12 protein-coding genes are annotated in these 13456 nt (G+C 37.8%); 11 read left to right on the forward strand and 1 reads right to left on the reverse strand.

The genetic code is table 11. The features are described from left to right. Positions 1–173: 173 nt before the first annotated feature. From sdaAB to rnc, 9 genes are all read left to right on the forward strand, one after another. On the forward strand, positions 174–836 hold the full coding sequence (gene sdaAB, locus CUC15_RS08990; protein WP_114916337.1) for an L-serine ammonia-lyase, iron-sulfur-dependent subunit beta: 663 nt from the start codon (positions 174–176) through the stop codon (positions 834–836). A gap of 20 nt (positions 837–856) precedes the next feature. Beyond that, entirely contained in the window at positions 857–1732 is an 876-nt protein-coding gene (sdaAA, locus tag CUC15_RS08995) for an L-serine ammonia-lyase, iron-sulfur-dependent, subunit alpha (protein ID WP_114916338.1), read from the forward strand. Positions 1733–1747: 15 nt separating this feature from the next. Continuing rightward, positions 1748–3781, forward strand: coding sequence for an ATP-dependent DNA helicase RecG (recG, locus tag CUC15_RS09000; protein WP_114916339.1), 2034 nt, complete (start codon positions 1748–1750; stop codon positions 3779–3781). Positions 3782–3973: 192 nt separating this feature from the next. Next, the gene (gene fapR / locus CUC15_RS09005) at positions 3974–4564 is read left to right on the forward strand and encodes a transcription factor FapR (protein ID WP_114916340.1); all 591 of its coding nucleotides are present in this window, start codon (positions 3974–3976) and stop codon (positions 4562–4564) included. Continuing rightward, a complete protein-coding gene (gene plsX, locus CUC15_RS09010; RefSeq protein WP_114916341.1) occupies positions 4548–5546 on the forward strand; it encodes a phosphate acyltransferase PlsX in 999 nt (332 codons plus the stop codon). Before fapR ends, plsX begins: the two co-directional genes overlap by 17 nt. A gap of 5 nt (positions 5547–5551) precedes the next feature. Beyond that, complete coding sequence (gene fabD, locus CUC15_RS09015) at positions 5552–6490, forward strand: ACP S-malonyltransferase (RefSeq protein ID WP_114916342.1); 939 nt, start codon at positions 5552–5554, stop codon at positions 6488–6490. Next, on the forward strand, positions 6490–7230 hold the full coding sequence (gene fabG / locus CUC15_RS09020) for a 3-oxoacyl-[acyl-carrier-protein] reductase (RefSeq protein WP_114916343.1): 741 nt from the start codon (positions 6490–6492) through the stop codon (positions 7228–7230). Before fabD ends, fabG begins: the two co-directional genes overlap by 1 nt. Positions 7231–7300: 70 nt before the next feature. Continuing rightward, positions 7301–7534, forward strand: a complete 234-nt coding sequence (locus CUC15_RS09025) for an acyl carrier protein (protein ID WP_114916344.1) — start codon at positions 7301–7303, stop codon at positions 7532–7534. A 77-nt stretch (positions 7535–7611) separates the two neighbouring features. Next, positions 7612–8304, forward strand: coding sequence for a ribonuclease III (gene rnc, locus CUC15_RS09030; RefSeq protein ID WP_114916345.1), 693 nt, complete (start codon positions 7612–7614; stop codon positions 8302–8304). A 55-nt stretch (positions 8305–8359) separates the two neighbouring features. Here the strand turns inward: rnc and CUC15_RS09035 are convergent, their stop codons facing one another. After that, positions 8360–8584 (reverse strand): DUF1128 domain-containing protein, encoded by a 225-nt coding sequence (locus CUC15_RS09035; protein WP_114916346.1) that lies wholly within the window; start codon positions 8582–8584, stop codon positions 8360–8362. Between the two features lie 296 nt (positions 8585–8880). On the opposite strand from CUC15_RS09035, the gene smc reads away from it, so the two are divergent. Continuing rightward, positions 8881–12447, forward strand: coding sequence for a chromosome segregation protein SMC (gene smc / locus CUC15_RS09040; RefSeq protein ID WP_114916347.1), 3567 nt, complete (start codon positions 8881–8883; stop codon positions 12445–12447). Between the two features lie 15 nt (positions 12448–12462). Beyond that, positions 12463–13455 carry a signal recognition particle-docking protein FtsY gene (gene ftsY, locus CUC15_RS09045; protein WP_114916348.1) on the forward strand — a complete coding sequence of 331 codons (993 nt, stop codon included), beginning with the start codon at positions 12463–12465 and terminating at the stop codon, positions 13453–13455. Position 13456 lies beyond the last annotated feature (1 nt).

The raw sequence follows: 13456 nt of genomic DNA on the forward strand, positions 1-13456 counted from the left end.
AGGTAGAACTAAGGATATCATTTAAAGGCTTGGTTATTTCTTAGTTTTTTGAGGAAAATAACTTTTTTTAGAAAGTAAGTCTAAATAAATGCCACAATGTGATTAAATGTCCCTTTTTTGTTATAATTTATAGTAGAAGTTAAATGTTTCTAATTGGAGAGGTGTGATCTTTCGTGAAATATAATTCAGTGTTTGATATTATCGGTCCAGTAATGGTAGGACCATCGAGTTCACATACGGCCGGTGCCGCAAGAATTGGACTTGCGGCAAGAAACTTATTTGGAAAAGAACCGAAATGGGCCAAAATACATTTGTATGAGTCATTCGCTAAAACGTATAAAGGGCATGGAACAGATTTCGCTTTAGCAGGAGGATTACTGGGGTTTGCCACTGATGATCCACGTATGAGCAAAGCGCTGGACATTGCCAAGGAACGTGGGATTGAAATTGAATATATTGAGGATAGTGCTTCGAGCGATCATCCGAACACTGCAAGATTGGTTATTGGCAATGACGATGAAAGTCTTGAACTTGTCGGGATATCCATAGGTGGTGGGAAGGTAGAGATTACTGAATTAAATGGGTTTGCATTACGTTTGTCTGGAAACCACCCGGCAATTCTCATTATGCACAGTGATCGATTTGGTGCAATAGCATCGGTTACTAGAATATTAGCAAAGCATGAAATTAATATTGGACATATGGAAGTAAATCGAAAAGATATTGGAAAAGAAGCGTTAATGGTTATAGAAGTTGATCAGAATGTGGAAGATTCTATATTAGTAGAATTAAAGAATGCAGAACATATTATTAGCATAGCCAAGATTGTCAGTTAAATTTAGAAAGGAGCATGGAAATGTTTAGAACTGTTGCAGAATTAGTGGAGCTTGCTGACAATGAACAAATATCTATTTCAGAAGTAATGATACGCCAAGAAATAGATATTAAAGAGAAAACCCGAGAAGAAGTACTTGAGGAGATGGAAAATAATCTTCAGATAATGGAAAAAGCAATTGAGGACGGATTAAAAGGGGTGCGATCGACTACAGGATTAACAGGTGGCGATGCAGTCTTAATTCAGAAATATATGAAGAAAAAAACGCCATTATCTGGTCCAGTAATGATGGATGCGGTGAGTAAAGCGATGGGAACAAATGAAGTGAATGCCGCGATGGGAATCATTTGTGCGACGCCAACAGCGGGAAGTGCTGGCTGTGTGCCAGGGGCTTTATTTGCTGTTAAGGATCAGCTAAATGCAACGCGTGAAGAAATGATTCGTTTCTTATTCACTGCTGGCGCGTTTGGGATGGTAGTAGCAAATAATGCATTTATTTCTGGAGCTGCTGGGGGTTGTCAGGCAGAAGTAGGTTCTGCTGGAGCAATGGCATCTGCTGCAATTGTAGAAATGGCGGGTGGTACACCGCAGCAGTCGGCAGAAGCATTTGCAATGACATTAAAAAATATGCTTGGTCTCGTATGCGACCCTGTTGCAGGGCTTGTTGAAGTCCCTTGTGTAAAACGAAATGCTCTTGGCTCCTCTCAAGCGATTGTCTCTGCAGATATGGCGCTTGCCGGTGTTGTTAGCCGGATTCCTTGTGATGAAGTAATTGGAGCAATGTACAGAATTGGCAGACAAATGCCTTCTTCCTTAAGAGAAACTGGTGAAGGTGGACTTGCGGATACACCAACGGGCCGATTATTAAAAGAAAAAATTTTTGGAATGTCCATATAGAAAGAGTGATCGATAGTGCTTAGTGATTCTGTTATGGAAATAAAAGGTGTAGGTGAGAAATTTGCAGAGGATCTAGCTGCATTAAATATTTATACCATTTCTGATCTATTACTCTATTTTCCTAGTCGCTACAATGAATACGAAATAAAGCCATTAAGTGAGTTAATTCACGATGATAGAGTTACCATTGAGGGAAGGGTTGTTCATGAACCTTCTCTCAGTTTTTATGGAAGAAAGAAATCGCGACTAACATTTACAGTCATTGTAGAAAATGTTGCAATAAAAGTGGTGATGTTTAATCGTGCATTTGCCAAAAAACAACTGCATGCAGATGATGTTGTTACTCTTACTGGTAAATGGGATGCGCATCGTTTACAAATAACGGTAGACCACTATAAAAAAGGACCTGCAAATACACAGGAGGAAATTCAAAGCTTATATTCGCTAAAAGGTGATATTACAAATGTGAGACTGAAGAAAACGATTAAACAAGCTTTGCAAAGCTACGGAAATGAAATTGAAGAACTTTTGCCTGAACAGTATTTGCAAACTTATAAAATACCAAATCGAAAATCTGCGATTCAAACCATGCATTTCCCAGCAGATAGGATTGCGTTAAAGCATGCGAGACGTCGATTTATTTATGAAGAGTTTTTACTTTTTCAGTTAAAAATGCAGTTATTACGAAAGATAAAGCGTGAAGCAACGCAAGGAAACGCACAAGCCTATGATGCCAAAAAGCTCCAGGCATTTATTCAAGATTTCCCATTTTCATTAACAAATGCACAAGAGAAATCATTACAGCAAATTTTGTCTGATATGAAGTCTCCTTACCGAATGAATCGGCTGCTTCAAGGAGATGTAGGTTCAGGGAAAACAGCTGTAGCAGCTATTTGCTTGTATGCTGCAATCACAGCTGGTAAGCAGGGTGCACTAATGGTGCCAACAGAAATTTTGGCTGAACAGCATTATCAATCATTAACAGAATTATTTGGTGACCGCGCTAATGTTGCTCTACTAACAGGATCAGTAAAAGGAAAGAAGCGGAAGGAAATTTTAGAACGAATGGTAAATCATGAAGTACATATTGTTGTAGGGACACATGCGCTTATTCAAGATGACATTATATTTGATGATTTAGGGTTTGTGATCGTCGACGAACAACATCGATTTGGTGTGGAGCAGCGTCGTACTCTAAGAGAGAAGGGGCTCGACCCTGATGTATTATTTATGACAGCTACCCCTATTCCTAGAACACTAGCAATTACTGCTTTCGGTGACATGGATGTGTCGGTGATTGATGAGATGCCTGTTGGCAGAAAAGCAATCGAGACTTACTGGGCGAAAGAGAATACGCTTGAACGTGTACTCGCCATGATTGAAAAACATGTAGGCTTAGGTGAACAGGCATATGTTATTTGCCCACTTATTGAGGAATCAGATAAATTGGATATTCAAAATGCAGTGGATCTCCATAATCAACTTCAAGCTTTTTACCCTCCAGAAATTAATGTCGGTCTAATGCACGGCCGGCTCAAAGCAGTTGAAAAAGATGAGATTATGAAGCAATTTGCTGCGAATGAAATTCAAGTCCTCGTTTCGACGACAGTGGTTGAGGTTGGAGTAAATGTCCCGAATGCAACAATCATGGTTATATATGATGCGGAACGTTTTGGTTTATCGCAGCTGCACCAATTAAGAGGTAGAGTAGGCCGAGGAAGTAAACAAAGCTATTGCATCTTGATTGCCGATCCAAAAGGACAGGTAGGCAAGGAGCGGATGCGAATTATGACTGAAACAACGAATGGCTTCGAACTGTCAGAACAAGATCTGAAGCTAAGAGGACCAGGTGATTTCTTTGGAAAAAAACAAAGTGGTGTACCAGAGTTTAAAGTGGCTGATATGATTCATGATTACCGAGCGCTGGAAACTGCACGTAATGATGCGGCAGAAATTATCGAGCAAAACTTATTGGAGCAAGATGCTGCATTCGCTCCCTTAAAGGATTATTTAGAAAAGAATCATACGTATACAGATAAACTTGACTAAATCGATGCTTGCATAAATAAAGATGCTATTATATATTACTATTAGTACCAAGTCATAAAAAGGATAAATGAGGAAAGATAATCGACTTTTCGCTTCTGTAAATGATTCAGAATCTCCATTATTTTTTAGATGGGGATACTCTATAACCTGTTACAAAAAAATAAATGAAATGTTAATGTGGATGGTGCAATAATGAAACGAACAAAGGCAGAGCGTCAATTATTGTTAAAGGAGAAAATAGAAGAGACTCCATTTATTACTGATGAACAGCTTGCAAAGTTTTTTGCTGTCAGTATTCAAACAATCCGTCTAGATCGTATGGAGCTGTCTATTCCTGAACTTAGAGAAAGAATCAAATATGTTGCAACTAATCAATGGAATGAAACGTTAAAGGCATTGCCATTAGAAGAAGTAATTGGTGATATTATTGATTTAGAGTTAGATAAACGTGCCATTTCCATTCTTGATATTACATCTGATCTTGTCTTTTCACGAAATAAAATCGCGAGAGGCCACCATTTATTCGCTCAGGCGAATTCGCTTGCCGTTGCGGTAATTAACGATGAATTAGCACTTACAGCTAAATCAGAAATAAGATTTACAAGACAAGTCAAAGCTGGTGAAAGAGTCATTGCAAAAGCGGCAATTGAAGGAAAAGAAAAAGGATTAACGATTGTAAACGTGAATAGCTACGTAGGGAAAGAAAAAGTATTTACTGGAAACTTTTATATGTACCAATCCAACGAACATAAAGGGGAAATATCGAATGAGACTAGCAGTTGATGCAATGGGTGGCGACAATGCACCAAAGGAAATTGTAGAAGGTGCAATGGCGGCTGTGTCCCAGTTAGACGATCTACATATAATTTTAGTAGGCGATGAAAATAAGATAAACCCTTTTCTAACAGACTCGAAAAATATAGAAATTATCCATACAGAGGAAGTGATTACTGGTGATGATGAACCTGTAAGAGCTGTCCGTCGCAAAAAAAATGCATCGCTCGTCTTAATGGCGAATGAAGTAAAAGAAGGAAGAGCGGACGCTTGTATTTCTGCTGGCAATACTGGAGCATTGATGAGCGCTGGGTTATTCGTAGTGGGAAGGATTCCTGGAATTGACCGTCCTGCACTTAGTCCTACCTTACCAACAATTGATGGTGAGGGTGTTCTATTGCTTGATGTAGGTGCAAATGTTGATGCAAAGCCTTCGCATTTAGTTCAATATGCGATAATGGGTTCTGTATATGCAGAGAAAGTGAGAAACATTAAAAAACCAAGAATCGGCCTATTAAATGTTGGTACTGAAGATGGTAAAGGTAATGACCTGACCAAAAAGGCATTTACAGAATTACAAGCTGCACCTATTAATTTTATAGGTAATGTAGAAGCACGTGATATTTTACATGGGGTTGCGGATGTTGTTGTGACTGACGGATTTAGTGGAAATGTTGCATTAAAAACGATTGAAGGCACAGCACAAACGATTTTTAAATTATTAAAGGAAACATTAATGTCATCAATGAAAACAAAGCTTGCTGCAGGGATGCTAAAAAATGATTTGCTGAGCTTGAAGGATAAACTGGATTATTCAGAATATGGTGGCGCTGGATTATTTGGTCTGGCTGCTCCAGTTATTAAAGCACATGGTTCATCGAATGCGCGTGCTATTACTAGTGCGATCAAGCAAGCAAAGCATATGGTAGATTATGATGTAACCAATACAATTAAAACAACGGTAGAAACAATCAAACTAGATAAGGAGTGAGGCGTATGAAGCGTGTAGCATTTATGTTTCCTGGACAAGGCTCTCAGGATGTTGGAATGGGTAAGGAGTTTTATGAGCATTATCCTGAGGTTAAGGAACTTTTTCAGCAAGCAAATGATTTATTGAATAAGGATATAATTTCATTGATGTTTGAAGGACCGGCTGAAAACTTAACAGAAACAGAAAACGCACAACCAGCATTGTTATTAACGAGCATTGCGATACATAGCTTACTTACAAAAGCAGGAGTAAATCCAGCAATGACAGTAGGTCATAGCCTGGGCGAATATAGCGCATTAGTTGCAGCAGGGGCATTATCAATTGAAAGTGCCTTGCCACTTGTTGCAACTAGAGGTAAATTAATGGAAGAAGCATTTCCTAAAGGTCAAGGAACGATGGCAGCTGTTCTAGGCTTATCTCAAGAGGAAATTGAGCAGAATCTTAAAGGGATAACAGAAGAGATTGTCGACATTGCCAATCTAAACTGTCCAGGACAAGTTGTGATATCTGGATCTCAAGCAGGAATTGAAGAGGCTTCCGCTCTACTTAAAGAGCATGGTGCAAAGCGTGTCCTGCCGTTAAATGTTAGTGGACCATTTCATTCAAGATTAATGAAATCCGCCAATGAAGAATTCGCTAACTATTTAAATAAAGTTGAATTTCGTGATGTAGATATTCCTGTCTATGCGAATGTTTCAGCGCAACCTGTTGTTGCAAGCAATGAGATTAAAGAGCTGTTAATCAAGCAATTGTACTCACCTGTTCGTTTTGATGAGTCTATTCGTCATATGCTGGAACAAGATGTGGATGCATTTGTTGAAGTAGGAAATGGGAAAGTACTTTCTGGTTTATTAAGAAAAATTGATCGGAAAGCAAAGACATTTGCAGTTCAGGATATGAAATCAATGGATGAATTTATTGCATGGTACAAGGAGGATGCATAATGTTAAAAGGTAAAAGTGCATTAGTTACTGGAGCATCCCGCGGAATTGGCAGGGCTATTGCTTTGGAGCTGGCAAAAAATGGCGTAAATCTTGTGATTAACTATGCAGGAAATGAAGCAAAAGCACAGGCGGTTGTAGAAGAAGCAGAGCAGCTTGGAGTTAAAGCTTTTAAGGTTCAAGCAGACGTAGCAAATGAGACAGAAGTAAAAGCGATGATTAAAGAGGCAATAAGCCAATTCGGTAGCCTGGATATTCTTGTGAATAATGCAGGTGTAACAAGAGATAATTTGTTAATGCGGATGAAAGAGGAAGAATTTGATCAAGTGATCAATACTAACTTAAAAGGTGCTTTTGTTTGTACGAAGGCTGTAACGAGACAAATGATGAAGCAAAAAGCTGGTAGAATTATTAATGTTGCTTCCATTGTTGGCGTTAGTGGCAATCCAGGTCAAGCGAATTATGTTGCAGCTAAGGCCGGTGTGATTGGATTAACAAAATCTACAGCTAAAGAACTAGCTTCAAGAAATATTCTTGTGAATGCTGTTGCACCAGGATTTATTTCAACAGACATGACAGATGCACTTAATGAAGAACAAAGAGAACGGACATTAGCAATGATTCCGTTAGCAAAGCTTGGTGCGCCAGAAGACGTTGCAAAGGTTGTTCGCTTCCTAGCATCTGAAGACGCAAATTATATTACAGGTCAAACCATTCATATCGATGGCGGAATGGTAATGTAAATACAAAGTCCCCTCATAACTAGATTTTTTATTAAAAAATCTTTATACTACTTGAAGGGAGGTGAAATAAATGGCAGAGGTATTTGATCGCATCAAAGAAATTATTATCGATCGTCTTGATGTTGAAGAGTCTAAAGTAACAATGGAAGCATCTTTCAAAGATGACCTTGAGGCTGATTCACTAGACGTTGTTGAGCTTGTAATGGAGCTTGAAGACGAATTCGATTTAGAAATAGCTGATGAAGAAGCTGAAAATATTAATACAGTAGGTGACGCTGTTAACTACATAAATAGCAAACAGTAATTAGTCCTATTCAACAAAAAAATGAAGTCTCGCTTAATGCGAGACTTTCCGTATATTACAGACTAGAGGTGACATGTATGGATGTTGCACAATTAGAAAAAAAGTTAAAGATGACCTTTAATAATCATGATTTGATCAAACAGGCATTTACACATTCATCTTATGTTAATGAGCATCGGCACGAAGTTTTTTCGGACAATGAACGATTGGAATTTCTAGGTGATGCAGTACTGGAATTAGGTGTGTCACAATATTTATTTCGGCAAAATAACGATATGCCTGAAGGGGAACTGACCAAGTTACGCGCTGCTATTGTTTGTGAGCCGTCACTAATGAATTTTGCTCAGGATCTTGATTTTGGGAATTTTTTATTGCTCGGTAAAGGAGAAGAACAAACAGGCGGCAGAGAGCGTCCTGCTATTTTGGCGGATGTTTTTGAATCGTTTCTTGGCGCTGTCTATCTAGATCAAGGCTTTGATCAAGCATTACAGTTTTTACAAAACTATGTTTTTCCGAAAATATCTACAGGTGCTTTTTCGCATGCGATGGATTATAAAAGCCAGTTACAGGAATTAGTACAAGCAGTAAAAAACCAAGTGATTGAATATAAAATTATTGAAGAAAGAGGTCCATCCCATGATAAAGAATTTATTTCCCAAGTATTAATTGGTAATGAATTAGTGGGAGAAGGACTAGGCAGAACTAAGAAAGAAGCGGAACAACGCGCTGCAAAGCATGCGTTAGATAAATTCAGTGAGAATGATAAGTAATTGAGTTAAACAAGGGCTGTGATTCGTTAGGAATGACAGCCCTTGTTTGTTTCTATTATTTAAGTCTCACGCTTGCCAATTCTTCAATGAATGCTTGTGTTTCAAGAGTAGTGAGCTTACCTTTTTTTACAACGATGTCATATAAAAATTTAATATCATCATATTTTTCTAAATCATAATCTTCTGCATCCATTAATGAAACATTAACAACGTTTAACCGTACTGCTAAATCATCTAGTAAATGTTTTAAATTTTCCTGTGACGCAATTTTTAAATCCATCCAATCCCTCCTAAGTTACCCAATATTATAGTAGAACATAAGTATATGTAATGTGTACGCTTCTTTTGTTTCTCATTTTATGATAAAATAAATGCGGTAAAAAGCCAACTATTTAGTTGTCTGCAGAATATTTATAGCACAAATAGATAATAGATAAGTTTTTTAAATTAGCATCATTATGGTCGTCGGATAATGGCTTGGGCTCTGCCCTGGTTTCTTAGCTAATGTGTGCAACTAAGGTTGTCACCTGAAGGATTAGGTGACAAGTAAGTTTTCGGATAATAGGAGAATTAAGTATGTATTTAAAACGAATTGAGAGTGTAGGATTCAAATCATTTGCTGAGCGGATAAATCTTGAATTTGTACCAGGAGTAACGGCAGTTGTTGGCCCAAACGGAAGTGGAAAAAGTAATATCATCGATGCAATCCGTTGGGTGCTTGGGGAGCAGTCGGCAAAAGCCCTACGTGGGACGAAAATGGAGGATATTATATTCCAAGGCAGTGATACGAGAAAGGCTTTGAATGTAGCAGAGGTTACATTAGTGCTTGATAATCAAGACCATACCCTCCCATTAGATTATGAAGAAGTAAGTGTAAGCAGACGAGTTTATCGTAGTGGTGATAGTGAGTTTTATATAAATAAACAATCTTGCCGTTTAAAAGATATTATTGATCTGTTTATGGACTCTGGTCTTGGCCGAGAAGCATTTTCAATTATCAGTCAAGGTAAAGTGGAAGAAATTCTCAGCTCAAAGCCAGATGATCGTCGGACGATTTTTGAAGAAGCTGCAGGTGTATTAAAATATAAGCAGCGGAAAAAGAAAGCAGAATATAAATTAGCAGAAACCCAGGAAAACTTAAATCGAGTGGAAGATATTATACATGAGATTGAACAACAAATAAATCCACTTAAAGAACAAGCAGAGACTGCAAAAAAATATAAGGAATTAAAGGGAAAATTAAAGCATCAAGAAATTTCCTTTTTAATTGCAGAAATTGAGCAATTACATAGTGGATGGCAAACATTACTTACGGACATTGAAAATCAGAAATCAACGGAACAAAATCTGCTAGCCGCAATTCAACAAAAAGAAGCAGCAATTTTGCAAGAAAAAAAAGCGATTCAAAAGCTCGATAAAGAAATGGAATCTGAGCAGTCACGGTTATTAGCAACTACAGAGCACTTAGAAAAGTATGAAGGCAGGAAGCAGCTGCTTCATGAGCGAACGAAGCATTTTGATGAGAATAAGCAAAAGCTAGATATTCAAAAGAATGAAACAGCAGTAAAAATAGGTGCCATGCATGAAGAGCTCATTAGGGAACAAAAACAGTTAAGCGATATTCAAGCAAAACGTCAAAAAACTAAAGAAGCGATTAAAAGTCTGCAAGCAAAATTAGAAATTAGTAAGGAAACAATATTCGACCAAATTGAAGATTTAAAGGCAGACTATATTGAGCTATTAAATAATCAAGCGGCAATGCGGAATGAAAAGCAGTCGATCTATAGTCAATTAAAACAAATTACCGGCAAGAAAGATAAACAGGCCGATAAATTTCAGGATTTATTAGAAGTACGAGAAGAATTACAGAAGAAAAAGGTAGAATCAGAAGCAGCATATAAAGTACAAAATGAGAGCTATTTAGAGACAATGGCTGAGATTAAAGATTTAAAGCATCGTTTAGAATCTGCAAGGAATACCTTTCAAGATTCACAGTCGAAACTTTATAAAGGCTATCAATATATTGAAAACCTAAAGTCCAAAAAGGAAATACTGGATGAAATGAAGGAAGATTACCAAGGATTCTTTCATGGTGTTAAGGCTGTATTAAAAGCTCGAGAGGACAATCAGTTAAACCACATTGAGGGTGCGGTAATTGAACTAATTGATGTTCCCAAAAAATACATTACAGCTATTGAAACAGTTTTAGGCAGTCAAGCACAGCATATTATTGTTGATGATGACCAAGCTGCACGAAATGCAATTATGTGGCTGAAACGAACGAATAATGGGCGTGCAACCTTCCTGCCGCTTAAATCCATTCAGGAACGATTCATTACACCGGATATGGAACAGCGAATTAAAGGGCACCAAGGTTATATTGGTTTAGCTGCAAACCTAGTGAAAACGAATGAACCTTACGTAAGAGCTGTAAATCACTTGATGGGACATGTCCTAATTGCAGAAACCTTGAAAGACGCAAATGATATTGCAAGAATCGTACAACGCCGGTATCGTGTTGTCACCCTTGATGGGGATGTTGTAAATCCTGGAGGATCAATGTCAGGTGGCGCGCAAAAGAAAACCAATCAATCTCTGTTCACTAGAGAAAAGGATATTCAAGAAATAACAGAGAAATTAACTGCATTCCAAAAGAAAATCATTTTATTTGAAGAAAAAGTGCAGCGGGAAAAAAAACTAATAGTAACAAGTGAAGAACAGCTTCAACAAGCTGAAGCGACACTAACGGTTCAACAGCAGGCTCTTCAAGAATTACAGTCAACCGCAAGAGAAGTGACATTAAAGCTGGAATCATTAAATGAAAATCTTTCTATCTATGATCAGGATAAAAATCAATTTATGCAGGATAGTAATACATTACTATCGCGTGATGAACAATTGACAAAAGAGCTAGAAGTAATTACTACCAGTCTAGAAGCTATTCAAAAAGAAATTGACAATTTATCGGATCAGGAAGCTAAGTTCAAGGATAATCAGGAGAAGCTGCAAAACGAGTATTATCAACATCAGGTTGTACTAGCGGAACAGGATGAACGAGTGAAAAACCAAAGGGAAAAAGCTAGGAAGACGCAAAATCAGCTCGAGGATTTGCAAGAACAATATGATACGATGGCAGTTGAGTTGTCGAACCTAGTAGAAATGGAACAATCAACAGAGACTGCAGAAGAAATTGATCAGATAATCAAATCGAATCGATTGGAAAAAGAGGAAGTCACAAATTCTATCCAACAAAAGAGACAGGAACGTACCGAACGAACAAACTATACAAATGATCTAGAAAATGAATTAAAAGAGGAAAAGAATAAACATCAAACCTTTCTGCAAGTAATTCAACAAAAAGAAGTTAAAGTTAATCGTCTAGATGTTGAATTAGAGAACCGCTTAAACCATTTACAAACCGAATATACAATCACATATGAAAAAGCAAAAGAAATGTATGAAAAGGCAGAAGATATTCAGAAATCGAAGCAGATTGTAAATGAACTTAAAATTAGCATCGAGCAATTAGGTGCAGTTAATTTAGGTGCAGTTGATGAATATGAACGGATCTCAGGACGCTACACGTTCCTAACCGAACAAAAAAATGATTTAGTCGAGGCTAAGCAAACACTCTATACTGTCATTAATGAAATGGACGAAGAGATGAAGAAGCGGTTTGATCTTACTTTTAATCAAATTAAAGAAGAATTTTCAGTCGTTTTCAGACAATTATTTAATGGTGGACATGCGGAACTAAAGCTGACAGAACCGAAAAACCTATTAGATACAGGGGTTGACATCGTAGCTCAGCCACCTGGAAAGAAACTTCAAAACTTGAGTCTATTATCTGGCGGAGAACGTGCATTAACTGCAATTGCATTATTATTCGCGATTTTACGTGTGCGGCCAGTTCCGTTTTGTATTCTTGATGAAGTAGAGGCAGCACTTGATGAAGCGAACGTCGTCCGGTTTGCTAAATATGTGAAATCATACAGTGAACAAACACAGTTTATTGTTATTACCCATCGCCAAGGAACGATGGAGGAAGCGGATGTTTTATATGGAGTGACGATGCAGGAGTCTGGTGTCTCACGGCTGGTTTCAGTTCGCTTGGAGGATACAAAGGAATTAATTAATTCATAGGGAGGTAGTTTTAATATGGGATTCATGGATAAATTAAAAAATCGATTTAAGAAAGATACAGAAACAGAAGAGGTTTCCGAAAAGTATATAGAAGGTATGAAAAAAACGAGAAATTCGTTTTCCTCTAAATTAAATGATTTAATGGCAAGATATCGTAAAGTAGATGAGGATTTTTTTGAGGAATTAGAAGAAGTACTAATTACTGCCGATGTTGGTGTAATGACTGTTATGGATTTAATAGAAGAATTGAAGATGGAAGTGAAGAGGCAAAATATAAAGGATACAAAAGAAGTAAAGGACGTTATCTCCGAGAAACTAGTGGAAATCTATTATGGGGATGATGATGAACAAATAGAATCCTTGAATATTCAGGAAAAAGAGTTAACCGTTATTTTAGTTGTTGGTGTAAATGGTGTTGGAAAAACGACTTCCATTGGAAAGCTGGCAAATCAATTGAAACAGCAAGGAAAACGAGTCGTATTGGCGGCAGGAGATACATTCCGTGCGGGTGCGATTGAACAGCTTGAAGTATGGGGAGAACGCGCAGGCGTCGATGTTGTGAAACAAAGTTCAGGGAGTGATCCGGCGGCAGTTATATTCGATGGGATTAAGGCTGCAAAATCACGAAATGCTGATGTGTTATTATGTGACACAGCTGGAAGATTGCAGAATAAGGTAAATCTAATGAATGAATTATCTAAAGTAAAACGAGTAATTGAACGCGAAGTGCCTGGAGCGCCACATGAAGTTTTACTCGTTCTTGATGCAACTACAGGGCAAAATGCATTGAGTCAGGCGAAAACTTTCTCAGAAGCTGCCGATGTTACAGGAATTGTATTAACGAAATTAGACGGAACAGCAAAAGGTGGAATCGTCTTGGCGATTCGTCATGAGCTAAATCTTCCAGTGAAATTTGTCGGACTAGGTGAACAAATAAATGATCTCCAGGAATTCGATGCAGAGGCCTTCGTATATGGGCTATTTGCCGATATGCTTGACGAAGAATAGA

This window comes from Oceanobacillus zhaokaii (genome assembly GCF_003352005.1).
Taxonomy (GTDB): Bacteria; Bacillota; Bacilli; order Bacillales; family Amphibacillaceae; genus Oceanobacillus; species Oceanobacillus zhaokaii.

Excerpts from the sequence above, each read along its gene's own strand:
- sdaAA (WP_114916338.1), top strand. The coding sequence starts at position 857 with ATGTTTAGAACTGTTGCAGAATTAGTGGAGCTTGCTGACAATGAACAA.
- fapR (WP_114916340.1), top strand. The coding sequence starts at position 3,974 with ATGAAACGAACAAAGGCAGAGCGTCAATTATTGTTAAAGGAGAAAATA.
- plsX (WP_114916341.1), top strand. The coding sequence starts at position 4,548 with ATGAGACTAGCAGTTGATGCAATGGGTGGCGACAATGCACCAAAGGAA.
- fabD (WP_114916342.1), top strand. The coding sequence starts at position 5,552 with ATGAAGCGTGTAGCATTTATGTTTCCTGGACAAGGCTCTCAGGATGTT.
- fabG (WP_114916343.1), top strand. The coding sequence starts at position 6,490 with ATGTTAAAAGGTAAAAGTGCATTAGTTACTGGAGCATCCCGCGGAATT.
- CUC15_RS09025 (WP_114916344.1), top strand. The coding sequence starts at position 7,301 with ATGGCAGAGGTATTTGATCGCATCAAAGAAATTATTATCGATCGTCTT.
- rnc (WP_114916345.1), top strand. The coding sequence starts at position 7,612 with ATGGATGTTGCACAATTAGAAAAAAAGTTAAAGATGACCTTTAATAAT.
- CUC15_RS09035 (WP_114916346.1), bottom strand. The coding sequence starts at position 8,584 with ATGGATTTAAAAATTGCGTCACAGGAAAATTTAAAACATTTACTAGAT.
- smc (WP_114916347.1), top strand. The coding sequence starts at position 8,881 with ATGTATTTAAAACGAATTGAGAGTGTAGGATTCAAATCATTTGCTGAG.
- ftsY (WP_114916348.1), top strand. The coding sequence starts at position 12,463 with ATGGGATTCATGGATAAATTAAAAAATCGATTTAAGAAAGATACAGAA.